Annotated in this window: 22 protein-coding genes and 1 pseudogene; 13 read left to right on the top strand and 10 right to left on the bottom strand. The window is 71.9% G+C overall.

Annotated elements, in window-relative coordinates:
• Positions 1–195: 195 nt before the first annotated feature.
• The 4 genes from ACWGKU_RS02465 (at position 196) to ACWGKU_RS02450 (ending at position 2,779) form a co-directional block, all read left to right on the top strand.
• Positions 196–588, top strand: coding sequence for a hypothetical protein (locus tag ACWGKU_RS02465; RefSeq protein WP_359900425.1), 393 nt, complete (start codon positions 196–198; stop codon positions 586–588).
• The gene (locus tag ACWGKU_RS02460) at positions 585–995 is read left to right on the top strand and encodes a pirin family protein (RefSeq protein ID WP_401046467.1); all 411 of its coding nucleotides are present in this window, start codon (positions 585–587) and stop codon (positions 993–995) included. Before ACWGKU_RS02465 ends, ACWGKU_RS02460 begins: the two co-directional genes overlap by 4 nt.
• A 91-nt stretch (positions 996–1,086) precedes the next feature.
• Positions 1,087–1,752 (top strand): hypothetical protein, encoded by a 666-nt coding sequence (locus tag ACWGKU_RS02455; RefSeq protein WP_401046468.1) that lies wholly within the window; start codon positions 1,087–1,089, stop codon positions 1,750–1,752.
• Between the two features lie 316 nt (positions 1,753–2,068).
• Positions 2,069–2,779, top strand: coding sequence for a response regulator (locus ACWGKU_RS02450; protein ID WP_452179873.1), 711 nt, complete (start codon positions 2,069–2,071; stop codon positions 2,777–2,779).
• A 98-nt stretch (positions 2,780–2,877) separates the two neighbouring features.
• Here ACWGKU_RS02450 and ACWGKU_RS02445 read toward each other — a convergent pair whose 3' ends face one another.
• On the bottom strand, positions 2,878–4,593 hold the full coding sequence (locus ACWGKU_RS02445; RefSeq protein ID WP_359900433.1) for an acyl-CoA dehydrogenase family protein: 1,716 nt from the start codon (positions 4,591–4,593) through the stop codon (positions 2,878–2,880).
• A gap of 121 nt (positions 4,594–4,714) precedes the next feature.
• Positions 4,715–5,287, bottom strand: a complete 573-nt coding sequence (locus ACWGKU_RS02440) for a PadR family transcriptional regulator (RefSeq protein WP_452179874.1) — start codon at positions 5,285–5,287, stop codon at positions 4,715–4,717.
• A gap of 185 nt (positions 5,288–5,472) precedes the next feature.
• Between ACWGKU_RS02440 and ACWGKU_RS02435 the strand changes: the two genes are divergently transcribed.
• Positions 5,473–5,946: an SPW repeat protein gene (locus ACWGKU_RS02435; RefSeq protein WP_359900437.1), complete on the top strand. Its 474-nt coding sequence runs from the start codon at positions 5,473–5,475 to the stop codon at positions 5,944–5,946.
• Positions 5,947–6,111: 165 nt separating this feature from the next.
• On the opposite strand, the gene ACWGKU_RS02430 is transcribed toward ACWGKU_RS02435, so the two are convergent.
• Both ACWGKU_RS02430 and ACWGKU_RS02425 read right to left on the bottom strand, forming a co-directional pair.
• Positions 6,112–7,518, bottom strand: coding sequence for a class II fumarate hydratase (locus ACWGKU_RS02430; RefSeq protein ID WP_359900439.1), 1,407 nt, complete (start codon positions 7,516–7,518; stop codon positions 6,112–6,114).
• 187 nt (positions 7,519–7,705) lie between these two features.
• Positions 7,706–8,539 carry a carbon-nitrogen hydrolase family protein gene (locus tag ACWGKU_RS02425; RefSeq protein WP_452179875.1) on the bottom strand — a complete coding sequence of 278 codons (834 nt, stop codon included), beginning with the start codon at positions 8,537–8,539 and terminating at the stop codon, positions 7,706–7,708.
• A gap of 384 nt (positions 8,540–8,923) precedes the next feature.
• Between ACWGKU_RS02425 and ACWGKU_RS02420 the strand changes: the two genes are divergently transcribed.
• Positions 8,924–10,888 carry a cholesterol oxidase substrate-binding domain-containing protein gene (locus tag ACWGKU_RS02420; RefSeq protein WP_452179876.1) on the top strand — a complete coding sequence of 655 codons (1,965 nt, stop codon included), beginning with the start codon at positions 8,924–8,926 and terminating at the stop codon, positions 10,886–10,888.
• A gap of 31 nt (positions 10,889–10,919) precedes the next feature.
• On the opposite strand, the gene ACWGKU_RS02415 is transcribed toward ACWGKU_RS02420, so the two are convergent.
• Positions 10,920–11,402, bottom strand: coding sequence for a helix-turn-helix domain-containing protein (locus ACWGKU_RS02415; RefSeq protein WP_452179884.1), 483 nt, complete (start codon positions 11,400–11,402; stop codon positions 10,920–10,922).
• Positions 11,403–11,759: 357 nt separating this feature from the next.
• Here ACWGKU_RS02415 and ACWGKU_RS02410 point away from each other — a divergent pair, with 357 nt between their 5' ends.
• Entirely contained in the window at positions 11,760–12,497 is a 738-nt protein-coding gene (locus ACWGKU_RS02410) for an AzlC family ABC transporter permease (RefSeq protein WP_401054625.1), read from the top strand.
• Positions 12,497–12,805: an AzlD domain-containing protein gene (locus ACWGKU_RS02405; RefSeq protein ID WP_452179885.1), complete on the top strand. Its 309-nt coding sequence runs from the start codon at positions 12,497–12,499 to the stop codon at positions 12,803–12,805. The genes ACWGKU_RS02410 and ACWGKU_RS02405 overlap by 1 nt, the downstream gene beginning before the upstream one ends.
• Before the next feature lie 121 nt (positions 12,806–12,926).
• Here the strand turns inward: ACWGKU_RS02405 and ACWGKU_RS02400 are convergent, their stop codons facing one another.
• Positions 12,927–13,253, bottom strand: a complete 327-nt coding sequence (locus tag ACWGKU_RS02400) for a hypothetical protein (RefSeq protein WP_452179877.1) — start codon at positions 13,251–13,253, stop codon at positions 12,927–12,929.
• Positions 13,254–13,426: 173 nt separating this feature from the next.
• On the opposite strand from ACWGKU_RS02400, the gene ACWGKU_RS02395 reads away from it, so the two are divergent.
• Positions 13,427–14,614, top strand: coding sequence for an acyl-CoA dehydrogenase family protein (locus ACWGKU_RS02395; RefSeq protein ID WP_359900452.1), 1,188 nt, complete (start codon positions 13,427–13,429; stop codon positions 14,612–14,614).
• 94 nt (positions 14,615–14,708) lie between these two features.
• Positions 14,709–15,086: an ADP-ribosylation/crystallin J1 gene (locus ACWGKU_RS02390; protein ID WP_452179878.1), complete on the top strand. Its 378-nt coding sequence runs from the start codon at positions 14,709–14,711 to the stop codon at positions 15,084–15,086.
• A 15-nt stretch (positions 15,087–15,101) separates the two neighbouring features.
• On the opposite strand, the gene ACWGKU_RS02385 is transcribed toward ACWGKU_RS02390, so the two are convergent.
• From ACWGKU_RS02385 to ACWGKU_RS02375, 3 genes and pseudogenes are all read right to left on the bottom strand, one after another.
• Positions 15,102–16,505: a serine/threonine-protein kinase gene (locus ACWGKU_RS02385; protein ID WP_401049916.1), complete on the bottom strand. Its 1,404-nt coding sequence runs from the start codon at positions 16,503–16,505 to the stop codon at positions 15,102–15,104.
• Positions 16,483–18,711, bottom strand: a complete 2,229-nt coding sequence (locus ACWGKU_RS02380; RefSeq protein WP_452179879.1) for an AIPR family protein — start codon at positions 18,709–18,711, stop codon at positions 16,483–16,485. The genes ACWGKU_RS02385 and ACWGKU_RS02380 overlap by 23 nt, the downstream gene beginning before the upstream one ends.
• Positions 18,708–19,205 (bottom strand): annotated as a pseudogene (locus ACWGKU_RS02375) (SAVMC3_10250 family protein); the annotation flags it as partial. The gene ACWGKU_RS02380 and the pseudogene ACWGKU_RS02375, both read right to left, overlap by 4 nt.
• Before the next feature lie 505 nt (positions 19,206–19,710).
• On the opposite strand from ACWGKU_RS02375, the gene ACWGKU_RS02370 reads away from it, so the two are divergent.
• The 3 genes from ACWGKU_RS02370 to ACWGKU_RS02360 all read left to right on the top strand — a co-directional run bounded on the left by ACWGKU_RS02370 (position 19,711) and on the right by ACWGKU_RS02360 (position 23,167).
• Positions 19,711–20,589: an alkaline phosphatase family protein gene (locus ACWGKU_RS02370; RefSeq protein ID WP_359900456.1), complete on the top strand. Its 879-nt coding sequence runs from the start codon at positions 19,711–19,713 to the stop codon at positions 20,587–20,589.
• A 484-nt stretch (positions 20,590–21,073) separates the two neighbouring features.
• Positions 21,074–21,556: a hypothetical protein gene (locus tag ACWGKU_RS02365; protein ID WP_359900458.1), complete on the top strand. Its 483-nt coding sequence runs from the start codon at positions 21,074–21,076 to the stop codon at positions 21,554–21,556.
• A gap of 288 nt (positions 21,557–21,844) precedes the next feature.
• Entirely contained in the window at positions 21,845–23,167 is a 1,323-nt protein-coding gene (locus tag ACWGKU_RS02360) for a multidrug effflux MFS transporter (protein ID WP_452179881.1), read from the top strand.
• A gap of 161 nt (positions 23,168–23,328) precedes the next feature.
• Here the strand turns inward: ACWGKU_RS02360 and ACWGKU_RS02355 are convergent, their stop codons facing one another.
• Positions 23,329–25,386: a glycosyl hydrolase family 18 protein gene (locus ACWGKU_RS02355; protein WP_452179882.1), complete on the bottom strand. Its 2,058-nt coding sequence runs from the start codon at positions 25,384–25,386 to the stop codon at positions 23,329–23,331.
• Between the last annotated feature and the right edge of the window lie 516 nt (positions 25,387–25,902).

Genomic DNA, 25,902 nt, shown 5'->3' with positions numbered 1-25,902 from the left:
GGGGCGGGCCGGGACGGTGTCGGGATCGGACCGGGATCCAGGCCGGGATCGGGCCGGGAACCGGGGCGGGATCAGGTCGGGATCGGGCCGGGAGCCGGACAGGACGACACCCCCGTGTGGCCGGGACAGCGGGCGGCGCACCGTGGATCGCAGAGGCGGACCGCAGAGCCCGCTCGCGACCGGAAGGAGCCCGTCATGTCGGGCACCGTCATCACCGACCTGCGCCGCCGAGGCGCCGTCGACCCCGGCCGCCTGCTCGCCGGACCGCTGCGTGGTGTCGGCCTGCAACGACTCGACCCGGGCCACCGCACCGAGCTGGCCGCCGACGGCATCGAGCACGCGCTCTACGTCACCGCCGGCTCCGGGCTCGCCGAACTGCCCGAGGGCGCCGTGCACCCGGACCACCCGGAGCGCGCCGACGCCGGCCTGCCGCTGGTCGAGGGCACCGCGGTCGTGCTGCCGCTCGGTTCGCGGACCGTCCTGACCGCCGGGACGGCCGGGCTGGAGTACTTCCATGCCCTGCTCACCGTCCCCGCTCCCTCCGTCCACCGCTCCGAAGCCTCTCCCGAAGAAGGTGACCCCAGGTGATCGTCACCACCGACACCGGCGCGGCCATGGTCGTCATCGGCCCGAACGGCGAGCGCGTACGGATCCGCTCCCTCGCCCGGAGCCCGATGCTCGCCACTGCCTGCGAGGCCTTCGACCACCTGCGGCTGAGCCCGGGCGCCCACCACGTCCTCCCGGGCCGGCCTGACACCGAGACCGTCCTGCACGTGCTGCGCGGCGCCGCCGTCGTCGGCCGACTGTCCGACGAACCGGATCACTTGGCCTCCGAGGGAGACCTGCTGCTGGCCCGCCGCGGCCGCGCCCTGCACTTGGAAGCCGGGCCGCTCGGCGCGGAACTGCTCTGCCTGACACTCGCCGTTCCCCGACACACCGCCGGCACCCGGGCCGCCCTGGCCCGGCGCCGTGCCGCCCGCCGCGACCGGCCCTGACCGGGGCTGGTCGGCCCTGACAGGCGCTGACCGGCGCTGACCGGCGCTGCCAATCCTGCCTGTCCTCCAATTCCCTTGGAGGTGACCACTCGTGATCCTCGTCCCCGCTGCCGTCCCCCGCACCGCGCCCGCGTTCCAGCGGCTGATCGATCCGGAGCAGCGGCCGGCCGTCCGCGCCGGACTCACCGTCGAGGCGCTGCCGCCGGGCGTCCGGATCGAGCAACTCCCGTACGAATCGGTCGAGTCGGTGACCGTGGTGCTCTCCGGTCGGCTGTTCGCGGCCGGCCGGATCCTCTCCCCGGGCGAGGCGCTGCACCACCGCCCCGGAACCTCCTGCCGGATCTCCGCCGTCCGAGGCACGCCGACCACCGTGCTCACGGTCAGGCCCGTTCCGCCCCGGGCCGCCATCCCGGCCCAGCGGTCGGACTCCGCGCCCGCCGCGAGCCGGCGGCAGGTGGAGGTGGGCACCGCGCGGCTCGACCCGTGCGGAACCTGCGGACCGTACACGGACCGGGCCGCCGACGCCTTCCTGGTGGTTCTCACCGGGGCCGCGGCCTTCCTCGGAGAGCTGGGTGAAGTCCTGTTGCTCTCCGGCGACTTGGTCTACGTCCGGGCGGGGGAGCGGTACGGCCTGCGGGCCGGCCGGCGCGGACCGGTCACCGCCGTGCTGGGCCGCGTCGGCGCACCCGGCGCCGCTCTGGGGCCGGAATGGGACGGCCGGCCCGTGCGCTCGGGGCAGACCGGTCCGCAGGGTTGAGACCGGAGCGCTCGACCGTGATCGGTCACGCGAAAGGAAGGCCGACGGGCCGGCGTCCGCGCGTGCGGACGCCGGCCCGCGGCGTGTACCGGGTGAGGATCCGGTTTCGACGGCCCGGTGTCCCGGGCGGCCGGGGCCCGGTCTCGAATCCCGTCCCGACGTGAGCCGGAGCGGTCGGGCCCCGGCTCCTCCCGGCTCCTCCCGGCTCCTCCCTGCCCGTCCCGGCCCTTCCCGGCCCGTTCCCGCCCCGACACGCTGAGGACTTCACGAGCACGTCACGGAAAGTCACGCGATCGCCGCTGATAGTGTCGGCCGGGTGGATGAAGAACAGCCGTTGGCGCCTGTGGATCCGGGTGGCACTCCGGCCGTCCGTGTGCTGATCGTCGACGACCACCCCCTCTTCCGGGAGGGGCTCAGGGCGGCACTGGAGAGCGCCGAGGGTGTCCTCGTGGTCGCCGAGGCCGAGCGGGTCGCCGATGTCCCGGAGGCGGTCGCCCGGTGCCGCCCGAGCGTGGTGATCATGGACCTCTCGCTGCCCGACGGCTCCGGGCTGGAGGCCGTCCGGCAGCTCGCCACCCAGGAGGCGCCGCCGCCGGTGCTGATGCTGACCATGTCGGACGACGACGGAAACCTGCTCGCGGCCCTCCAGGCCGGCGCGCGCGGCTACCTGGTCAAGGGAGCGGGGCGGGAGGAGGTGCTGCACGCGGTGCGGACGGTCGCGGCGGGCGGCGCGGTGTTCGGCGGCGAGGTGGCGGGACGGATCACCGTCCTGCTGGCCGGGGCGAAGATGCGCGAGGCGGGACAGCTCTTCCCCGAACTCACCGCCCGGGAGGCCGAGGTGCTGGACCTGGTCGCGCGCGGGCTGGACAACCGGCGGATCGCCCGGGAGCTGGTGGTCGCGGAGAAGACCGTCCGCAACCACATCACCCACATCTTCGAGAAGCTGCACGTCGCGACGCGCGCCGAGGCGGTCGCCCGGGCCCGCGACATGGGTCTCGGCGACGACCGGGCCACCCCGGAGAGGTGAACCGGGTGTCGTGAGCGGGGAGCTGTGAACCGGGGGTGCCGGTCCGCCGACCGGCACCCCCGGAGTCCTGCCGTCCCCGCCCTACGGCTGCATCCCGCTCACGGCCGCATCTCGTACGCGCCGGAGAGCGACTCGACCTGCGTCCACACCCGCGCGTCCCGCGCCGGGTCGGCGACCGGGCGACGCACGTTCGCGAGTGCCCAGGCGGCCTGCTGCTCGGTGGCCGAGGCCTTGCCGTGCAGCTCGGTGGCGTGCGCGGAGAAGTCGCGGACCAGCGCGTCGAAGACCCGGTCCAGCACGTCGCCGCCGTGCTCGGAGGCGGCCAGACCGGTCAGCTCGGCCTGCTCCAGCACCAGCTGGCCGTAGACGATCAGCGCGAACAGCTGGCCGATCTCCAGCAGGAAATCCAGGTCGGCCTGCTGCTCCTTGCTCGGCGCGTTCTGGAGCAGCAACTCGCAGAAGCCGTCGGCCTGTTCGCGGAAGCGGGCGACATTGGGCAGCTCGGCGTGGCGGTCGTAGGCGGTGCGCCAGTCGTGGAAGCGGATCGCGCCGAGGCCGCGGGCCGGGCCCTGCCGGAACAGGAAGGCGTCGTCGGCGGCGTCCACGCGGCTCGGCACCGGGGCGTAGTCGGCCGGGGCGAACAGGTAGTTGCCCATGAACTTGAGGATCAGCGCCAGGTTGACGTGGACGGTGCCCTCCAGCTTCGGCAGGCCGCGGATGTCCTTCGCGGCCTTGTCGAAGTAGGTGTCCGCCTCGAAGCCCTTGGCGGCGATGACGTCCCACATCAGGTCGATGACCTTCTCGCCCTCGGTGGTGACCTTCATCTTGGTCATAGGGTTGAACAGCAGGTAGCGGCGGTCCTCGGGGGAGGCGCTGCGGAAGTAGTCCACCGCCCGGGCACTGAACAGCTTCATCGCCACCAGGCGGACGTAGGCGTCGGTCAACTCCCGCTTGACGTGCGGGAAGTCGGTGACCCGCTTGCCGTACAGCACCCGGTTGTGGGCGTGCGTGACGGCCTCGTACATCGCGTGCTCGCAGATGCCGATCGAGGCGGTGCAGAGGTTGAACTTGCCGACGTTGACGGTGTTGAGCGCGGCGTCGAAGGCGGCCTGGCCGGTGTGCAGCACGTCCTCGGCGCGCACCGGGTAGTCCTCCAGGCGGAACTCGCTGACGTACATCTGCGCGTTCACCACGTTCTTGACCAGGTGGTACGCGTCGTGGCGGCTGTCGGCGGCGAAGAAGACGTAGCCCTCCGGGCCCTCGACGTCCGAGCGGCGGCCGAACACCGAGACCAGGCCGGCCACGTTGCCGTTGCCGATGTAGTACTTCGAGCCGGTCGCGGTGAAGCCGCCCTCGCCGTCCGGGGTGAGGATCATGTCGGTGGAGTAGATGTCGGCGCCGTGGGTGCGCTCGGAGAGGCCGAAGGCCATCACGTGGCCGTCCGCGAGGAGCTGGGCGGCGCGGGCGCGGACGGCCTCGTTTTCGCTCTGCCAGACCGGGCCGAGGCCCAGGATGGTGACCTGCCAGGTGTACCAGTAGCCGAGGCCGTAGAAGCCGAGGATCTCGTTCAGCTCGGCGATCCGCGCGGTGTCCCAGCGCTTGTCGGGGTCGGCCGCGGCGGGGGTCAGGAACTCCGCGAAGAGGCCCTCCTTCGCGGCGAAGTCCAGGAAGTCGGCGTACCAGCTGCGGTCGATGTAGGTGTCGATCAGCGCCTTCTTGCCGCGGGACTCGAACCAGTCCACCGTCGCGCGCAGCAGTCGGCGGGTCGGCTCGTCGAACTGTGCGGGGTCGTAGTTGCGCGGGTTGAAGAGCATCGAGGGGCTCCCGGGGGTCGAGGGTGTGAAGAGGGCGGGTGACAGGGTTCGGGCGATAGGAGTCGGGTGACAGATTTCAAACTCTGTTAGTTGTCATCCGTCGGCCGTCATCTGTCAGTCGTCAGTCGTCATCCGTCGGTCGCCGTCCGCCGTCGGCGGAGAGGCGGCGCAGGGTGGCGAGCACGTCGTCGAGCCAGGCGAGGGTCATCCGCTCGTACTCGATGCCGCCGCGCAGCACCACGTGCTGCAGCTGCTCGTGCGCATCGAGTGCGGTGGTGTCGGGGAAGTCGCGCTGCTCGCCGTGCAGGTAGCGGGCGAGCAGGGCGGCATGGCTCTCGCGGTGCCGTTCCACCTCGGAGACCAGCGCGGCCGGGTCGTCGAAGGCGGCGGCCCGGATCTTGACCGCGAGTTCGTGCCGGACGGTCTCCGGCTCGACCGGTTCGCGCAGCCAGCCGGCCAGCGCGGCCCGTCCGGCCCCGGCCGCCGAGTAGACCTTTTTGTCCGGGCGCCCGCCCTGGGGGACCTCCTGCGCGGCCACCCAGCCGTCCGCCTCCATCCGCCGCAGCACCCGGTAGATCTGCTGGTGGGTGGCGGTCCAGAAGCGTCCGATCGAGCGGTCGAAGCGCCGGGCCAGCTCGTAGCCGGAGCCGGGCTGCTCCAGCAGCGAGACGAGGATCGCGTGCTCCAGTGCCATGGCCCGCATCCTGCTATGCAACGAGTTGCATAGGCAATGGCGGCCCGGACGGTTGAGACGCAGGTCACCGGCGTGACCGGATGGTTATCGGTCATTCCGGACTATCGGGTGCAAAACCTTGGATAAGCGCCAGAATGGGTACGGGGCAAGCGCCTTACCGGTTCCGACCACAGGAGGTGGTATCGGTGGCAACCCATATCCCGACGACGGGCATGGAGCACCATCCGGACATCGTCGAACTCCGCGAACGCTACGAGCGGGTCACCTCGACCCCCCGCGCCCAGGGCGTCGAAGCCCTGGCCGTCCTGGCCGGTCTCTTCCTGGCGGCATCGCCATGGATCGTCGGCTTCACCGCGTACAGCACCCTGACCGTGACCTGCCTGATCGTGGGTCTGGCCTACACGGCCCTGATGGCCGGCTACGGATCGGCCTACGAACGCACCCACGCCCGGGCCTGGGCGGCCGCTGCGCTCGGTGTCTGGACGATCATCTCCCCGTGGGTCGTCTCCGGGTCCGTCGCGCACGGCAAGAACATCGTGACCTGCATCATCGTGGGCGCCGTGATGTTCCTGCTCGGCCTCGCGGCGATCTCGATGGCGACCATGACGTCGAACGGGGCGTCGATGCGGCGCGGCCGGGCCGGCCGCGCGAAGGGCTGATCTTCCCCGCAGCCCGTGACCGGGGCGCGGAGGGCGCGAGTGCCCCCCGCGCCCCGGCGCGAGCCCGAGGCGCGAACACCCAAGGCGCGCCCGAGGCGTGACCCGGGCGCGGGCCCGGCACGTTCCGGCCCGATTTCGACCCGGCTCCGACCCGGCTCCGACCCGCTAGGGGTGGGTCATCCGCAGCACGTCCAGAGCCTCGTCCAGCTGCTCCTCGGTGAGCCTGCCCTGCTCGACGTAGCCGCGCTCCAGAACCACCTGACGGATCGTCTTGCGTTCGGCCAGCGACTGCTTGGCGACCTTCGCGGCCTCCTCGTATCCGATGTAGCGGTTCAGCGGGGTCACCACCGAGGGCGAGGACTCCGCGTACTCCCGGGCCCGGTCCACGTTGGCGGTGATTCCGTCCACCGTCCGGTCGGCCAGCAGCCGGGCACTGTTGGCGAGCAGCCGCACCGACTCCAGGACGTTGCGGGCGATCACCGGGAGCATCACGTTCAGCTCGAAGTTGCCGCTCGCGCCCGCCAGCGTGACCGTCGCGTCGTTGCCCACCACCTGGGCGGCGACCATCAGCACCACCTCGGGCAACACCGGGTTCACCTTGCCCGGCATGATCGACGAACCGGGCTGGAGGTCCGGCAGGTTGATCTCGCCGAGCCCGGTGCGCGGCCCGGAGCCCATCCACCGCAGGTCGTTCGCGATCTTCGTGAAGCCCACCGCCACCGTGCGCAGCTGACCGCTCAACTCGACCAGGGCGTCCCGCGCGCCCTGCGCCTCGAAGTGGTTCCTGGCCTCGGTCAGCGGCAGGTCGGTGGCGCGGGCGACCTCCGCGATGACGGCCGCCGGGAAACCGGGCGGGGTGTTGATGCCGGTGCCCACCGCCGTCCCGCCGAGCGGGAGTTCGGCCACCCGGGGCAGGGTGGCCAGCAGTCGCTCCCGCCCGTGCCGCACCTGGGCCGCGTAGCCTCCGAACTCCTGGCCGAGCGTGACGGGCGTGGCGTCCATCAGGTGGGTGCGGCCCGACTTGACCACCCGGGCGAACTCGGCGGCCTTGCGCTCCAGCGACTCCGCGAGGTGCTCCAGCGCCGGGACCAGGTCATGGGTGACGGCGGCGGTCGCGGCGATGTGGATCGAGGACGGGAAGACGTCGTTGGACGACTGGCTGGCGTTGACGTGGTCGTTCGGATGGACCGGTCGGCCCAACCGCTCCCCGGCCAGGGTGGCGATCACCTCGTTGGTGTTCATGTTGGACGAGGTGCCCGAGCCGGTCTGGAACACGTCCACCGGGAACTGGTCGTCCCAGCGCCCCTCCGCGACCTCCTCGGCGGCGGCCGCGATCGCCTCCGCCGTCTCCTCGTCCAGCACCCCGAGCCGGGCGTTCACCCGGGCCGCGGCGGCCTTGATCCGGGCCAGTGCGGCGATGTGCGCCCGCTCCAGCCGCTGGCCGGACACCGGGAAGTTCTCCACCGCCCGCTGCGTCTGCGCCTGCCACTTCGCGTCGGCCGGCACCCGGACCTCGCCCATCGAGTCGTGCTCGATCCGGTACTCCTGCGCCTTCTCCTGCTCGCCACCCATCGCGCGCTGCACCTCCTGTACGGGCCCGACCGGCCCGGAACGGATCTTCGGTCAGCACAGCCGCGAACGAGGCCCGGGTATTTCCGGTCGGGGTGATCCGGTTCCGTTCCGTTCCGTTCCGTTCCGTTTCGGTACGGGGCCGGTGCCCGCGGCCGGTGCGGCCCGGTTTCCGGCCCCGGCTCGGCTCCTACCGGCGGGGCAGCTCGGCGCGGACCAGCTCGCCCGGGCCGGTACCGGCCTGGACGACGAGCTCGCCGCCCGGGGCCCAGACGCCGGAGCCGCCCGAGCTGTCCGGGTACTCGCCGGTCGCCCCGGCACAGGTCGCGAGCACGCACCACACCCCGTGGGCGGCGGCCCGGTCGCGGACGTGGCCGTCCCGGCGCTCCGCCTGGGCGGTGCCGGGCCCGTAGAGGGTGGAGGCGACGTAGGCGTCGATGCCGAGCGCGGCGGTCTCCTCGGCGTGCGCCGGGTCGGCGGCGTCCGCGCAGACGGCGAGGCCGAGTCGCAGGCCGTCCAGCTCCAGGACGACGGGCTTCCCGCCGGGGGCGAAGCGCTCGACCTCGGCGCCGTGCAGGCGCATCTTCCGGTAGGCGACCTCGGCGCCCTGCCCGGTGACCACCAGCGTGGCGATGGACTCGCGCCCGTCGGCCTCGGTGACGGGCGCCCCGACCAGGGCGACGGCGCCGGTCGCGGCGCAGGCGGCCACCAGCGGCGCGAGCCGGGCGTCCGCCGGGTCGACGGCCGGTGCGGTCAGGTCGTAGCCGGTCAGCGACAGCTCGGGGAACACCACCAGCCGGGTGCCCGCCTTCCGCACCGCCTCGGCGTGCAGGGCGACGTTCTCGGACACGGTGTCCGGACGGCCGGCGGCGGCGCAGACGGGCTGGGCGACGGCGACGGTCAGGGCTCCGCGGGCGGGCGGGTTCGCGGACGGGGCGGAGGCCGAGTCCGTAGCCGAGTCCGGTCGCGAGTCCGCGGGCGAGTCGGCGTGCGAGGACTCGGGTGAGGGCGTGGACGAGGGCATGGCGGAGCCTCCGGCTGGCGGGGTGGGGCGGGGTGGCGTGGGGTGATCGTGATCAACCGTGACCGTGATCAACCTATGCGCCCGCCGAGGAGGTGGGCAACGGAGCCGGGACGAGGAGCGGTGCAGGTGGACGGGGCTCCCGGGGCCGATCGGGCCGATCTCACTCGAAGGAGTGAGATCCCCGGCGGGTGCTTCAAACTGCCGTGCGCCCCTTCATACGCTCCAGACCGGGCCGGGCGGACTCCGGCCGGACCCGGATCGGCGCAGCTCGGCCCGGGGGACCAGGACGAGGGGGCGGACGGACGGATGACCACAGGACACGGCCCGATGGGCGGAACGGGTGACGGAGCGGTACGGGAGGGGACGACCCCACTGAATGTCCCGGTGGACGCCGCGACGGACGCTCCGGCGAAGACCTCGGCGAAGACCGCCCCCGGTGGTCTCACCCGGCGGCAGCTGCTGGGTGCGTCGGCGGCGCTCGGCGGTGCGGCCTGGCTGCTGCGCGGCACCATCGGCCCGGACAGCGCCGAGGCCGCCGCGCCCGTACCACCCGCGCTGCCCTCCGGCACCGAGCTCTACCAGCGGGTCTTCCAGAACTGGTCCGGCGAGATCCGCACCGACCAGCTGTGGACCTGCGCGCCCCGCACCCCCGAGGAGGTCCCGGCCCTCGCCGACTGGGCGCACGCCAACGGCTGGCGGCTGCGCGCCACCGGGTACCGGCACACCTGGGCACCGCTCACCGTCGCCGCCGGGACCCCGGAGAGCGCCAGGGTGCTGCTGGTGGACACCAGTCGGCACCTCACCGCCATCGGCGCCGACTCGCCCGACACCGTCCGGGTGCAGACCGGCGCCACCATGGAGGCCCTGCTCGCCCACCTCGCCGACCGCGGTCTCGGCCTGACCGCCTGCCCGGCCCCCGGCGAGATCACCGTAGGCGGTGTACTCGCCATCGGCGGCCACGGCACCGCTGTCCCGGCCGCAGGGGAGGTGCGACCGGAGGGGCACGGCTACGGATCGGTCAGCAACCAGGTCGTCCGGCTCACCGCCGTCGTCCTCGACCCGGCCACCGGCCGCTACACGCTGCGGACCTTCGACCGCTCCGAGGCCGACAGCGCCGCCTTCCTGGTCCACCTCGGCCGAGCCTTCCTGACCGAGGTGGTGCTGCGGGCCGGCGCCGACCGGCCGCTGCGCTGCGTCAGCCGACTCGACATCCCGGCGAGCGAGCTCTTCGCCCGCCCCGGGGCCGGAACGGGAACCGGAACAGGCGCCGGCACCGGGGCCGGTGCGGGTACCGGCGGGGGCGGGGGGCTCGGCGGAGTGCTCGGGGGAGTGCTGGGCGGTGTCCTCGGCGGTGTCCTCGGGAGCGGAGGAGGCCCGCGCACCCTCGCCGACTTCGTGGAACGCGACGGTCGGGTAGAGGCGATCTGGTTCGCCTACACCGAGTACCCCTGGCTCAAGACCTGGAGCGTCACCCCGAGCAAGCCGCTCGCCTCCCTGTCCGTCGACCACCCGTACAACTACCCGTTCTCGGACAGCCTTCCGGAACCGGTCGCCCGGCTCGCCGGCGAGATCGTCACCGGCGCCTGGGCCTCGGCCCCGCTGTTCGGCCAACTCCAGTACCTGGTCACGAAGGTGGGACTCACCGGTGACATCACCGAAGTCCTGCTCTCCGGCGCCCTGCTGCGCCGACTGCTCAGCGGCGAGGTGCTCACCCACCTGCTCGCGGGCGGACTGCGGTCCGACCTCTGGGGACCCTCGCGCACCCTGCTCCAGTACGTCCGCCCGACCACCCTGCGAGTCACCGCCAACGGCTACGCGATCCTCCTCAAGCGAGCCGACCTCCAATGGGCGGTGAGTGAATTCGCCGCCTACTACCGGGAGTTGCTTGCCTCCTACCAGGCCCGGGGCGAGTTCCCGGTGAACGGCGCGGTGGAGATCCGGGTCACTGGCCTGGACGACCCGGCCTCCTGCGGCGTCCCCGGCGCCCGGCCCCCGCTGCTGTCCGCGCTGCGACCGCGCGCCGACCGCCCGGAGTGGGACACGGCCGTCTGGCTGGACGTCCTCGCCTTCCCCGGCACCCCCGGACTGGAGCGCTTCGCGCGGGAGTTGGAGCAGTGGCTGCTGCGCACCTTCGACGGCTCCCGGGCGGGCCTGCGGGTCGAGTGGTCCAAGGGCTGGGCGTACACCGACGCCGCCGCCTGGTCCGACCCCGACCTGCTCGGCCGGGTCGTTCCGGACAGTCTGCGGGCTGGCGGCGGGCCCGGCTGGGACGAGGCGGTCGCCGTCCTGGACCGCCACGACCCGCACCGGGTCTTCGGAAACCCTTTCCTGGACGGGCTGTTGAAGTAGGAGGCGCCTTCCTGTCGGTCCCGACGAGTCGTCATATGTGCTCCATGACGATTACCGCGAGGGTGTCCGGAGCCAGGGCGCGGAAGACGTGCGGAGTGTCGCCCGGGTAGCTCACGTAGTCGCCCGGGCCCAGCTCCACCGGTGCCTCCGTCGGCCCGACCAGCGCCCGCCCGGCACCGATCAGCACGTGCTCGACGGTGCCGGGCATGTGCGGATCGGAGGCCCTGGTCTCATCCGGCTGCGCCTCGATCCGGTAGATGTCGCGCCGGGCGTTGGGCGGGCAGGAGGAGAGCATGGTGGCGGCGTAGTCGGCGCGCTCGGAGTGGGTCACCGGGCCCTCGCCGGCCCGGATCACCTTGACCGCCGGGCGCGGCGGGTCGACGAGTCGGCTGAACGGCACGTTCAGTGCGACGCCGAGCGCCCAGAGCGTCTCCACGCTGGGGTTGCCGGCGCCGGACTCCAGCTGGGACAGCGTGGACTTGGCGATGCCCGCGCGCCGGGCCAGCTCGGCCATCGACAGCCCGCTGCGCTCGCGTTCGCGCCTGATCGAGGCGGCGATCTGGCCGATCAGCTCGCCGCCGCCGTTGGCGCCGCTGCCGCTGCCGCTGCTGCTGGAGCGGCCGCCGCTGCTGTCGCTGCTGCTGGAGCGGCCGAAACCGTCGGAGCCGCCGGAGCCGCCGGAGTCCGTGGCCGGGGTGCTCTGGTCACTCATGCTCGCCACTCACGGTTCCTCCTGGCCCCTTCCATGGCCGCCGGTGCGGCCGATGTCGCCGTTCATGCTGCCACGGCCGGTCGCATCGGCCGCCGTTCGCCCGATCGGTCCGAGTGTTCGCCTTGACGAACGACGTCGAGTCGGTTCACTCTAATGAACATGCGTTCGCTACTTCGAACACTGGAGCGTGCCACCCTCCGGGACGTCGCCCTGGTCTGCCTGGCCGATGCCCTGGTCGGCGCATCCTTCGGCGCGATCAGCGTCTCCGGGGGCCTGCCCCTCTGGGTGCCGATCGCCCTCTCCGTCCTGGTCTTCGCCGGCGGCTCCCAGTTCGCGGCGGTCGGCGTGGTGCTCTCCGGCGGCGGCGCCCTCGCCGCGGTCGCCACCGGACTGGTGCTCAACGCCCGGCTGCTGCCCTTCGGCTTCACCGTGGCCGACGTGCCCGACGGCCCGTGGTGGCGGCGGCTGGTGGGAGCGCAACTGCTCACCGACGAGACCGTCGCCTTCGCCCTGCAGCAGAGCGATCCCCGTCGGCGCCGGGCCGTGTACTGGCTCTGCGGGGTCGCCCTGTTCGTGGTCTGGAACGTCTCGGTGCTGCTCGGCGCCCTCGCGGGCGGGCTGATCGGTGACACGGACGCGTTCGGCCTGGACGCGGCCTTCCCCGCGGTGCTGCTCGCGCTCGTCCTGCCCTCGCTCGCGGACCGCCGCACCCGTACGGCGGCGGTGGCGGGCGCGGTGGTCGCGGTCGCGGCGACCCCGTTCGTCCCCGCCGGGCTGCCGGTGCTGCTCGCCCTGGTCGGGCTGGTGTTCGCCGGCCGGCCGGCGGCTGGGGAGTCGGGTCGGAAGGCGGCGGACGGACCGAATGCCGCGGACGAGGAGAAGGCGAAGGTCCGATGATGCCGCTGTACGCCGTTCTGCTGCTCGCGGCCGGAACGTACGCCTACCGACTGGCCGGGCCGTTGCTCGCCGGTCGGCTCGCCCTCTCGGAGCGGCTGCGGCGCCTGCTGGCCGTCGCGGCGGCGGTGCTGCTGGTGGCCCTGGTCACGACCGGCGCGCTGACCCAGGGGCACGGCTTCGCGGGGTGGGCCCGCCCGGCGGGCGTACTGGTCGCGGGAGTGCTCGCGCTGTGCCGGGCACCGTTCCCGCTGGTGGTCGTCGCGGGTGCGGCGACCACGGCGCTGCTGCGGCTCTGTGGGGTTGGATAACAGCTGACAGAGTGTGAAATCTGTCAGCTGTTATCCGTTAGCTGTCGGCTGTCGGCTGTGATCCGGCGGCTGTGATCTGTGATCTGTGAACCGGTGCTCGTCGGCTGTCGTCCGTTCGCCCTCAGCGGCCTTCCCCGGGCCTCTCGACCAGTCGCTCCGCCTGCACCTCCGGCCGCTTGCTGTCCCACAGCAGCTCCCACACCTTGAACACGCAGTGGTAGTCGCGCATGCTCCCCTGGGCGATCAGCAGGTAGGTGTCCCCGTCGCGGAGCAGCGTCCGCCGTCGACTGTTGAAGGGGTGCTCCGGGGTGTAGGAGGGGACGAGCCGCCTCAGCTCCTCGACGGCCTCCTCGCGGGTCCCCTCGACCTCGGCGAGCACCTTGCTCCCCCAGATCCGATCCTGGCCCATGCCCACGGTCTCCTCGACGACCAGCGCCCAACGTGCCATGTCCTGCCCCGCCCCTTCTCCTCCGGTTCGCTTCCGCTCGGCCGTACGCGCCCTCGGGCGCGCCGTCGGACGTGTCGCCATCCTCACTCGTTCACGCCCGCCCACCACCCGGCCGGGTGCGGAATACTCGCCGGTATTCCGCCGGTGTCCCGCCGAGAGTACAAGGAGCTTCAGTGACGAAGCCGACCCGGATCGACCCGTCCGACCTGCTCGCCGTCGGCGATCTGCTCTCCGACGAGGAGCGGCTGATCCGCGACACCGTCCGCCGGTTCACCGAGGAGCGCATCCGCCCGCACATCGGCGAGTGGTTCGAGCGCGGGGTCTTCCCGGTCCGCGAACTCGCCCCCGAGCTCGGCGCCCTGGGCGTGCTCGGCATGCACCTCGACGGCTACGGCTGCGCCGGCGCCGACGCGGTGGCGTACGGGGTGGCCTGCATGGAGCTGGAGGCGGCCGACTCCGGGCTGCGCAGCTTCGTCTCCGTCCAGGGCTCGCTCGCCATGCGCTCGATCCACGCCTTCGGCTCCGAGGAGCAGAAGCAGCGCTGGCTGCCCGGCATGGCCGCCGGTGAGCTGATCGGCTGCTTCGGCCTCACCGAGCCGGACTTCGGCTCGGACCCGGCCAACATGCGTACCCGGGCGGTGCGCAAGGGCGGTGAGGGCGGCGACTGGGTGCTGTCCGGCAGCAAGATGTGGATCACCAACGGCAGCATCGCCGACGTCGCCGTGGTCTGGGCGCAGACCGAGGAGGGCGTGCGCGGCTTCCTCGTCGAGCGCGGCGCCCGCGGCCTGACCGCCACCGATGTGCACGGCAAGCTCTCGCTGCGCGCCTCCGTCACCAGCGAGCTGGCCTTCGACGACGTGGTGCTGCCCGCCGACGCCGTGCTGCCCGGGGTGGTCGGCCTGCGCGGACCGCTCTCCTCCCTCAACGAGGCCCGCTACGGGATCCTCTGGGGCACCGTCGGCGCCGCTCGCGACTGCTACACCTCCGCCCTGGACTACGCCAAGAGCCGGATCCAGTTCGACCGTCCGATCGCGGGCTTCCAGCTGACCCAGCAGAAGCTGGTCGAGATGATGCTGGAGGTCGAGAAGGCGTACCTGGTCGCCCTGCGGATCGGGCGGCTCAAGGAGCAGGGCGCCGCCCGCCCGCCGCACATCAGCTTCGGCAAGCTCAACAACGTCCGCACCGCTCTGGAGATCGCCCGCAGTGCCCGGACCGTCCTCGGGGCCAACGGCATCACCACCGAGTACCCGGTGCTGCGGCACGCCAACAACCTGGAATCGGTGCTCACCTACGAGGGCACCAGCGAGATCCACACCCTGGTGCTCGGCGAGGCCATCACCGGCGAGTCCGCCTACCGCTGACGGCCGCCCGTCCGCCCTCGCCGCATCTCGTCGTCCCTCGCGGCCCGGGAAAACCGGTGGCCGGGCCCGTCGTGGCCCGGCTACCGTCCCTGCCATGACCAGCCGGTTCGTCCCGACGCAGCCCCCGACCACCACCCTCTGGCGCCCCACCGGCCCCGAGGAGCTCGCCCTGGTCGAGGCCGCGGACCGGCGCGCCTGGCCGCCCCGCCTCCCCGAGCAGCCGATCTTCTACCCCGTCCTCAACGAGGACTACGCGATCCGGATCGCCCGGGACTGGAACGTGCCCGCCTCGGGCGTCGGCTACGTCACCCGCTTCGAGGTCGACACCGCCTTCCTCGCGCGCTACCCCGTTCAGCGGGCGGGCGGCCGGACGATCCTCGAACTCTGGGCGCCCGCAGAGGAGTTGGACGAGTTCAACCGGCACATCGTCGGCCGCATCGAGGTCGTCCACGAGTTCCGCCCGCAGCCGTGAGGCGGCCGGTCGGTGTCACGGCTGCCACGGTCGCGGCCTACGGGTCAGTTCATCCCTGATGGCCTTCAGCAGTCGTTCCACCTCGAAGAGTTCGGACGATCCGGGTGAACCCGCCGCCTTGATGACGCCGTGGAGGTCGACGGCCTCCATGAGTGCGGAGGGCAGATCGCCCAACGCCATGGACGTCGATGCGATCTGGCGTCTGACACGTAGGAGCAGACTGTCGTGCGGTTCCCGTCGGGAACCGAGCTCCTCGGCGAGAGCCCGGAACTCGGCGCGTGCTCGCGCGTGTTCCCCCAGCCACATGTCACAGTGTGCGGCATCGGCCCGGCATTCGGCGGCCGGGTCGACGCCGTGGGCGCCCATGGTTGCGAATCGGCGCGCCAGGCCGGTGAACACGGTTCGAGCGTGGCCGTATTCGCCCGAGTCGAACAACGCGCGTGCCCGGACGAGTTGTTCTTCGGCGGGGGGTGGAGGTGCTTCACCGAAGGGGCTGTCCGGTTCGCCGGACTCACCAGGTGCGACGTGTCCCGTGAGGGCGAGCGAGGCCGGGTTCTCCTGGAGTAGCGGGGCGAGCAACTCGCGGATCTGACCTGCGGAGGAGGGGCGAGCGGACTGGAGCTTGGCCAGGGACTTCAGGATCACGTCTTCCAGGGGTGGTGGCGTGTCCGGTCGTCTGTCGCGCGGCGGTACGGGCGCAGTGTGCCAGTGGTCGTGAATGAGCTTGGACATGCTTCCGGTGAACGGCGGCTCCCCGGTGAGGAGTTCGTACAGGACGCAGGCCAGCGCATAGAGGTCGCTACGCGGGCTGATCGGACGGCCGGTGTCAGGCTGCTGTTCCGGTGCCAGGTAGCTGAAGGTTCCCAGGACCTGCCCCTGCTGGGTGAGCCCCCACCGCTCCTTCTCGAAGGTCCGCGCCACACCGAGGTCGAGCAGCATGACCTTCCGGTCGTCGGTGAGCATGATGTTTGCGGGCTTGATGTCGCGGTGGATGACGGGAACGGAGTGCAGGTGGGCGAGGATGTCGCACAACTGGACGGCGATTGAGACGATCTCGGCGATGGGGAGGGCGGGGCGACTCCGTCGGGAAAGGTCCTCCCCGAGCACAAGTTCCATGGCCACGTAGTGGTCGTCCGTATCGGGATCGAGTCCGGCGTCGTAGAAGGTCGGGATCCCGGGATGGTGCAGACGGGTGAGGATCTCGGCCTCGCGGCGGAACCGTTCGAGACACTCGGCGAGTTCGGCGGGATCGGTGACGGGGGCGATGTACCGCGGCTGGATGATCTTGAGTGCGACGTCCCGTTGTTCCTGGTGGTCGTAGGCGTGCCAGACCTGGCCCATGCTGCCGGCTCCGAGCCGGCCGCGCCGCTCGTAGCGTCCGCCGCCCGGTCGAGGCTCAGTCCGCACTGTCGTGATCATCCGCGTCGGCCCCGGCCCTGTCCTCGGCCGTCGTTCGAGCCTCGGCCGTGGCCTGGATCTCGGCGGCGAGTTCGGCGAGCGTGCCCTCGCCCGGCAGGAGCCAACGGTTCGTCCCCTGCACAGCGACGGGAGCCTGCGCCCATCCGGCGGCCTCCCAGATCCGGTGGACCAAGCCGGTCGGTGAGTGGAGCTCTCCGTCGAACGCCCAGACCAGAGGCTTGCGCCGGTCGTTGACCCAGGTGGCGAGGAACCGGGACGGGTCATCGTTCAACCACTCCTCGACAGCGCGTGCCTCGGCGCCGATCGGGACGTAGATGAGCTGAGCCCCATCCGGGATGCGCTGGTGATCGACCAGCAGGGGAACCGAATTGGGTCGGCGGGGTCGTCGGGGCGCCGGAGCGGAGAGGTCGGGGTGCGGGGGGACGGCGGTGCCGTCCTTGAGCCTGCGTAGCGCCGTCTCCGCAAGCCATCGGCACCGCTGCGCGCTGCTCATGGTGACCGAGATCAACGCAGATCTGCCGAAGTGCGTGGTCGAGAGCTCCAGCAGGACGGTGAGCAGACCGGGCAGGCGGCGCAACACCGTCCTCAAGCGCTCCTCCCATTCGTCGTCCAGCTCGTCGATGTCGTCGTCGAGCAGTTGGAAGACGATGTGCGAGATCAGCAACCTCCCGGACCTCGCCAGGGCCCGCGCACGCTCGGACGCATTGGCGACGAGATCCTCCAGCGCCTCGCCGACTGCCCGCGTCAGCAGCACCGACCGCCAGATCTGCTGGGCACTCGGGCGCTCGCCGAACAGCAGCGTGTACGCGCCCTCCGGGGCCTCGCGCCACAGGTAGTCGTGGTCGCGACGGAGGTGGGCGACGAGTCCGGCGTCGGGGTGGGCACAGGCGAGGGCGGTTGCGGCCTCGGTCACCGAGCAGCCGGCGGCAGGCGACGGCATGAGGTCACCTCGCCGGTAGACGTAGGACTTCCCGAGCGAGGCCGCGAAGTCGTCCCGGATCACGGACTGACGGGGATCGAGCGCGATGAAGTCCCTCGGCTCCATCCGGTTCTGGGTGTTGGTCGACTCGGTGATCCGCCGCGCCAGTCCCTCGGGCGCGTTCCTCAGGCCGATCACACGGACCATGACGTTGGCCTGGGTGACCGAATCGGGGTTCTGCTCGAAGGCGTGGAACGCGGAGACCACGGTCTGCGCGCCGTTGACGACCTGGGCGTCGGACAACTCCAGCTGCACCGGGTGGCCTTCGATACGGCGGGCGAAGTACGAAGCGCGGATGTCGTCGCAGAGCACCGTCACTCCGTTGTTGAAGTACATGAAGTGTTCCGGCGTCTCGACGAGCGTGTCGACGATGGCCTGGTTGACGGCGGTTCTTCCGAGGTAGCCACGAAGATTGCGCTCGAACAGCCGCAGGCCATGGGCCTGGTACCAGCGCGCCAGCTCATCGGCGGCCACGGTGCCGGCGATCGCGGGGTAGGCGCCGGCCGCCTGGTGCCACCGGTCGGAGAGGGTGACGGTCAGAGTGATGGGTGGGGTGATGGTGTTCCGGGCCGCCATGTGGAAGTCGGCCAGATTCAGAGTGTGGATGTCCAGGACGTCGCCGAGGAGTCCGAACCTCTCGACCGCGGACGACAGGAGCTCCTTCGCCGTCGCCAGCTGTCGTTCCTCCCCCGTGAACGCGAGGACCAGGTGGATCCGGCCGTACGGTGAAGCGAGGACCTCGTCGACACGGTCGGCCAGTTGCTGGAACCGCGCGTTGAACCTCCCGTACGCACGGTTGACGATGAGTTCGAGACCGGATAGGAGCTTCAGGACGTTCTCCTCGGATGGCAGGGCCCGGCCGTGGTCGCTCCACTTGGCCTGAACCAGCCACACCTCCTGTCCGGCCGGGGAGAGCGCGACGGCGTCAATCCCGTGGTCATCGGGACCGTCGATGAGGGACTTCGCGGCCTCCTCGGGACCGCACTCGGTCAGCAGCGCGACAGCCTTCGCCGCCAGTGCCCGGGAGTGGAAGGCGGACCGGTGGTGCGCCGTGCCGGAGCGCGGATCGCCGAAGTCGATGTACGGCCCGAACTCCTGGGTCAGCGCCTGCTGGATCACCCTGACCTGGATCGACGTGGATTCCCCCGGCGTAGCTTCTGAGTCCATCGAGGTCTCCTGTTCGGTCTGATCGGTGCCGTTGTCGGACGGCCCGGTCGAGCGGCTCACGCCGAGTACTGAACGATGAGTGGGGAGGCGACGAGACAGCCGGGGACCGTTGCGGTGCCCGGGAGCGACACCGTGACCCGGGCGTAGCCGGTCATCGGTACGGACGTGTCGAGCCCACCGCTCTCGATGTCGATCCTGTTGAGCAGACGACGGACACCTTCGGCCGGGAGGCTCACGGGATCGACGTGCGGCGCGCCCGAGGTGCGCCGGCCGGCGGCGAGGGCGGAGACGGCCTGGCCGGCAGAGGTGAGGAAGACCCTTCCGTAACTGGCACCGCCGTCGAACCCTGTCAGCTCGGGACCGTTGACCACCTGCGGTTCGCTGCCCAGCAAGTGACGTACCGAGCCATGCAGCAGGAGCCGTGCGGCCGGTGCCGGTTCGGACCCCGTCCGGTGCTCCTGTTCATCGGAGGCCGGGGCCGTGAAGAGCACGAGGTCGGGATACTCGTCCCGGAGGGTGACGCAGTTCAGCCGCATCTCGAAGTGAACCCATTGGCCGGGGGGGCAGGTCCGGGGCGGTGAACGGTCTGGCCGTCTTCCGCAGCTGCTTCAGGACCCTCTCGCGGTGCCCGCCCCGGCCGCTGTCGCCGGTCGGTGCGTCGAGGCTGACGCCTCCGATCGGTGTGGTCACCTGCATCGTGCCGGTCCGTGAGAACCGGCTCGGTTGCGGCAGGAACTGCTTGAGCTTTCCCTCTGACAAATAGATGACCTCGCGCATCACCACTGTCGTCCCCCTGCATCCTGGTCCCCTGCGGTCTCTCGCCGTGGCTCTCCGGCTTCCGCGTAAGCAGGGTAGACGGTGCCGTGAAGGGACACGGCGGGTGACTGGAGTGTCGGACCTCCGAACCCGGGCCGGGCCGTCCGGCGCCCGTCCGACACTTCGTGGACACCTGACGTTCGGCGGTGGGACGCCGACCGGTACGGCGGTCGGTGAACCATGGCGCGGTCGGCGGCGCCCTCGGCGGGCGCGGCCGGGTGCGCACGACCGAAAGGAACCCCCATGTCCGCTGCCCAGTGGCCCCGCCCCCGCGTGCTCGTCGTCGGGATCGACGGCGTCCGCCACGACTTCCTGGCGCAGGTGCCGATGCCCCGCCTGCAGGAGGTCGCCGAGGCCGGGTTCCTGGTGCCGGTCACCGTCGCGGACAGCACGCCCACCATGTCCGGGCCGTGCTGGGCCACCATCGTGACCGGCGTCGAGCCCGCCAAGCACGGGGTGTGGGGCAACCACCTGGGCGGCAACCGGCTCGACGTGTTCCCCGACTTCGCCACCCGCCTCGCCCGGGGCGACCGCCGCCGCACCTTCGTCGCGGCCGGCTGGGACCCGCTGATGATCAACGAGTCCGGCGGCCCGCTGTTCCGCGCCCCCGGCCGGCTCTCCTACGTGGCCCCCGCCGAGGACACCCCCGAGGCCTGGGAGGCGGTGGACGAGGAGGTCACCCGGGAGGCCGTCCACGTCCTCGGCACCGCCGACCCCGAGGCGTCCTTCGTGTACCTCGGCGCCGTCGACGAGACCGCCCACTTCCTGGGCTGCGGCGACGAGTACCGCGCGTCCATGCGCACCGCCGACGAGCGCCTCGGCCGCCTCCTCGACGCCGTCCGGGGCCGGGCGACCCACGCCGAGGAGCAGTGGACGGTCATCGTCGTCACCGACCACGGGCACGTGGACGCCGGCGGCCACGGTGGCCGTACGGCCGAGGAGCGGACGGCCTGGGTGGCCTGCGCCGGGCACGACATCCCGGCCGGCCCGCCCACCGGCGAGATCCGTCATCCGGACGTCGCCGCGCAGGTGTACGCCTCGCTGCTGCGTCCGATCGACCCGCACTGGACCCTCGACGGCCGCCCGTTCCCGGTCGCCCGTCCGGTACCGGCGGCGGTCTGAAACCGCGTCGCCCGAAGCGGTGGTGGTCCGAAGCGGCGGCGGCCGGTGACCCGGCTGCAGCAGGCCGGGCTGCGGCGGCTCCGGGCTTGAGCAAGGCTCGACCGGGGCTCGGGCCGTTCTCGACCCGGGCGTGCCAACCTGAGCGCCGGAGCGGCACGGACCCGGCGACCGGCGGTGCCGGGGCCTGTGGCTCAGGGATCCGTGGGGCCGGGATCCGCAGGTCCGGAATCCGCGGGCCTCGGGGTCCCTGCCGGAGGACATACGCCTGAAGGTGGAGAAGGTACCCCGTGGGTCGGAGACAAGTTCGCGACCTGGTGGTGACGATCCGACGGGTCCGGACGGGCCACGATGGTTGCACCGGACGGCGGAGCACGCCGACCGGGTCGGTGACGCGGACCTGAGCGGCCGCCGACAGCGAAGACGAGCGGCAGCGGCACGAGCGGCAACGGCCGCATCGGTCACGACACGGAGAGGGCAGTCGGGCATGAAGGGCATCGTGAGCAAGGTCGCGCTGGGAGTCGCGGGTACCGGCATGGCTGTCGCCGTGGCGGCTGTGGCAATCGGCCCGCGGGTGTCCGACTGGTACGACGAGCACCACCAGCAGCAGGGCGCGTACGAGACCGGCACCCAGGCCAAGGCGGACCGCCGGTCGATGCCGACCTGGCTGCCCGACGATGCCTCCGGGGTGAAGTACCTGATGTCCACCACGGGCGACGACCGCCTGCTGCGCGCCACCCTCCCGGAGGGCCGGCTGCCCGCCGGCTGCACCGCCGGGCTGCCGGGCAAGAGCGCGCACCCGGTGCCGCAGGCGCTCAAAGCCGGCTGGTTCCCCGAGAGCGTCGCGACCAAGGCCACCGGCACCTGCGGGCACTACAACGTGGCCCTGACCGGCAACCAGCTCTACGCCTGGCAGGACGGCGCCGCGGTGCAGGCGGCGCTGCGCGCCGAGCACGTCGCCAAGCGCTGAGTCCGGCGACCGGCCCCGGGGGCGCCCGCCGGCCGGGCGACGGCCCCCCCGACCACTGCCGAGGACTCCTCCCGGCCACTTCGGCCCGGGGAGCGGAACGGAACGGCCCGCCGGGCACCGGAAGGTGCGGGCGGGCCGTCGTCGTGTGCGGGCCGGGCCGGGCAGCGGGGCGACCGCCGGACGCACCCCCACGGCCGAACAGCGTGCACCCCCGCTGTCGGAACCGGCCCGGGCTGCGATAGGACGGAGCGCGAACGAACCCCGCGTCACCCGTCCGTAAGGAGAACCATGCCCGGCCCGACCGTCGGCCCCACCGACGACACGTCGACCGCTGCCGCTCCCGCACCCGCCACCACTCCCGACCCCGCGTCCCTTGCCGCCCCGGCCCCCGCCACCGCCACCGGCCAGGCCCGGCCCGGCTGGGCCGTGATCGCCGCCCTCGGCGGGATCGCCGCGCTCGGCCCGCTCACCACCGACCTCTACCTCCCGGGCCTGCCCGCGATCGCCGACGACCTGGTCGCCCAGCCGGCCGCCGTCCAGCTCACCCTGACCTTCTCGATGCTCGGGGTCGCGGCCGGTCAGCTGCTCTTCGGGCCGCTCAGCGACCGCTACGGGCGCCGTCGGCCGCTGCTCGCGGGGCTCGTCCTCTACACCCTGGCCAGCGTGGCGTGCGTGTTCGCGCCGAACCTGACGGTGCTGATCGTCGGCCGCTTCGTCCAGGGCGCGGCCGGCTCCGCCGGGCTGGTGATCGGGCGCGCCGTCTCCCGGGACCGCTTCCAGGGCGTCGCACTGCTGCGCTTCCTCGCCTCGATCGCCCTGATCTCCGGGCTGGCGCCGATCCTCGCCCCGATCATCGGTGCGCAGCTGATGCGGTTCACGTCGTGGCGCGGCACCTTCGGCGTGCTCACGGCCCTCGGACTGCTGCTCACCCTGGTCTCGTTCGGCGTGCTGCGCGAGACGCTGCCGCCGGAGACCCGGGACCGCGGCGGGGTCGGTGCGGCCCTGCGGACGATGGGGAGGCTGTTGCGCAACCTGCCGTTCCTCGGGCTGGCGCTGACCAGCTCCCTCGCCTTCGGGGCGCTCTTCGGCTACATCAGCGGGTCGTCGACGGTCCTCCAGGACGTGTACCAGGTCTCGCCGCAGGCCTACAGCCTGCTGTTCGGGCTGAACTCGTTCTCGATCGTGGTGATGACCCAGGTGAACGGACGGGTGCTGGCGCCGCGCTTCACCCAGCGGGCGCTGATGCTGGGCAGCCTCGCGGCGGCGGTCGCCGCCGGGGCGGCGCTGGTGCTGCTGACGACGGTGTGGGACTTCGGGCTGGCCGGGTTCTGCCCGCCGCTGTTCGTGATGATGGGCAGCCTCGGGGTACTGCTGCCGAACACCGCCGCCCAGGCGCTCGGCCTGGTCGAGCCGCAGGTGGCGGGCACGGCGTCGGCGCTGCTGGGGACGGGCAACTTCCTGTGCGGTGCGGTGGTCGCACCGCTGAGCAGCCTGGGCGGTCGGCCGTCCGCCGTGCTGCTGGCGCTGGTGGTCCTGGTCTGCGGGGTGCTGGCGACGGTGGCGTACCTGGCGCTGTGCCGGCCGGAGCGGATGCGGGCGGCGGGCGGCTGACGGGCGAACAGCGGCGAACGGACGCCGACGAACGGACGACAGGGAACAGAGAACAGCGAACAGATAACAGGGAACAGGGATCAGCGAACAGAAGACGGATGACAGCTGACAGAAAATGAAATCTGTCAGCTGTCATCCGTCATTCGTCACCCGAAGCGGACTCAGGCGATGGAGAAGTCATCCCCGTACACGTTGCCCTGGCCGTACCAGCCGTGCAGATACACGGTGACGGTGCCGTTGGCGCCGGTGGTGAAGGGGACGGACAGCTTGGTCCAGCCGGAGGAACTGGTCCAGGCGCTGGCGGTGGCGCCGCCGCTGACGCCGACGTAGGCGTAGTTGCCCTGCACCCAGCCGCTCAGGGTGTAGCTGGTGTTGGGCTTCAGGGTGACGGTCTGTGAGCACTCGCCGGTCTGGCCGGCGGTGGCCGCCGCCTGGAGCGCCTTGGTGCCGGAGTGGACCGGGGTGGAGACCACGGCGCCGCCGCTCTGGCAGGTCCACGGGGTCAGGCTGCCGCTCTCCAGGTCACCGTTGACCAGGCCGGTCGTCGGGCCGGTTCCGGTGATGGTCAGGGTGTAGGCCGCGGTGTGGCTGCCGGAGGGGCCGGTGGCGGTGACGCCGAGCTGGTAGGTGCCCGGAGTCGCGGCCGAGGTGGTGCTGATGTTGAGCGTCGCGCTGTTGCCGGTGGTGACGCTGCCAGGAGTGACGGTGGCGTTGATGCCGATGGTCGGGACGCTGATGACCGAGAAGTTGACGGTCTGCGCCGAGCCCGCGGTGGTCGTCGTCGTGATGGTGGCGGAGGTGGACGAACCGACCGCGACCGTACCGGAGTTCGGGTTCACGGCGACCGAGAAGTCGTTGCCGGGCTGGGTGCCGGTGACGTTCAGGGTGAAGGTGCCGGTGTGGCTGCCGGAGGCCGCCGATCCGGTCACCGTGATCGGGTAACTCCCGGGCGTCACACCGGAGATGGTGCTGATGTTGAGCGTGGCGCTGTTGCCGGCGGTGACGCTGCCGGGGGTGACGGTGGCGGTGACGCCGGCCGGGGCCCCGCTGACCGTGAGGTTGACGCTCTGCGCCGAGCCCGCCGTCACGGCCGTCGCGACGGTCGCCGAGGTGGACGAACCGGCGGTGACGGTGGCGGAGTTCGGGCTGACCGACACCGAGAAGTCGTTGTTCACCGTCGAGCCGCTGGTGAACGGCGCGAAGATGTGGCTGAAGTCCCAGGTGTTCTGGGTGATCCCGGAGCAGTTGTCGTTCCCGGCCGTGCCCGGGCAGCCGCCGTTGTCGCGCTGGAGCGCCCAGAAGGACAGCGTGTTGATGCCCTTGGAGACCGCCCAGTTGTACACGGTGTTGGCGTTGGCCAGGGTGAACGTCTCGGCCGGGCCGAAGTCGTCGACACCGATCATCTCGATGATCCCGATCGAACCCCACAACTGGGCGGGGGTCTTGGACGGGTAGAGCTTGGCGAGCTGGTTGTAGAGGCCCTGCGCGGAGGTCTGGGTGTCGGCCGCCATGTCGTGGGTGGCGTTGTCGTAGTAGTCGAAGGTCATCATGTTGACGACGTCGATCCGCGCGTTGTTGCTGACCGCGTTCCGCAGCACCGCGAGGCCGCTGTCGGCCAGTCCGGAGGGGGTGGTCGGCAGCGTGTAGGAGAACTGGATGGTCCGGCCCTTGGTGGCCGCCCAGTCCTGGACGAGCTTGATCGCCTTGTTGCGGCGGTCGATCCCGCCGCTGTTGGTGAGCGAGTTGTCCTCGATGTCGAGGTCGATCCGGCTGACGTCGTAGGTGGTGATCACGTTCTCGAAAGCGGCCGCGATCTGGTTGACGTCGGTGCAGCTGTCGGCCAGCTCGGTGCCGGTGTTGTCGGCGGTGTAGCCGCCGAAGGACGGGATCACGTCCCCGCCGTTGGCGCGGATGGTCGCGATGTCGGCGCCGAAGGTGGAGGAGGACACCGGCTTGGAGGTGTCGCCGTTCCAGTACGGCGTGCAGGAGCCCTTGGTGGCGGCCTGGAGGAACGCCATGGTCAGGTGCTTGCCGCCGGACTGCGCGGCCAGCTGGGCCGGGCTCTGGCCGGTCCAGGACTCGAAGTAGGGGGCGAAGACCCGGCTGGGCAGCGGGGTGGCGGCCTGGGCGGAGCTCGTCCCGGCGGCGACCAGGCCGGCCGAGGCGGCCAGTGTGGCGCAGGCCGTCAACACGGCCTGGACTGTTCTGCGAAGGCGCATGGATTCTCCAACAGACTTGGTGGGGCAGGACGTTGGGGAGGTGCGGTCGGTCCGGGCGGGGCGGCCGAGTGAGGTCGGCCGCGATCCCGGGACCGGTGCGGATATCGGGAGTACGGGCGTGCGGGCGTGCGAACGCCCACCGGCTCGCGCGGACGCGGGCGGCGGGCGCATGCGCGCCGTACGGAGCGGGGGTGGAGCGGAGCATGGCAGGGCAGTGCCTCAGCCGCCGGTGGTCACACCCCCACAGTGCATCTCGGTCGGATCGACATGCTTATGTTTGGACTAGACCACTGGTCTGTCAAGAGACCTAACAGTTCGTCAGCACACGGTCCGCGTGGTGAAAGGGGGTGGGAGGGGGGCGGTGCCGGTGCTGGAGTCGGTGCCGGTGACGGCGAGAGGCCCCGAAACGAGAAGGCCGTGGCCGCGCACCCCCGAAAGGGGCGCGGCCCCGGCAGCCCCGCGCGCAGGACGCCGGGCGGGTCAAGGTGTCGCGGCTACCTGGACCGGTCGGCCCGG

Source organism: Kitasatospora sp. NPDC054768 (genome assembly GCF_053612025.1).
The sequence above is the reverse complement of the archived record's forward strand: the minus strand, read 5'-3'. Positions and strand labels throughout refer to the sequence as shown.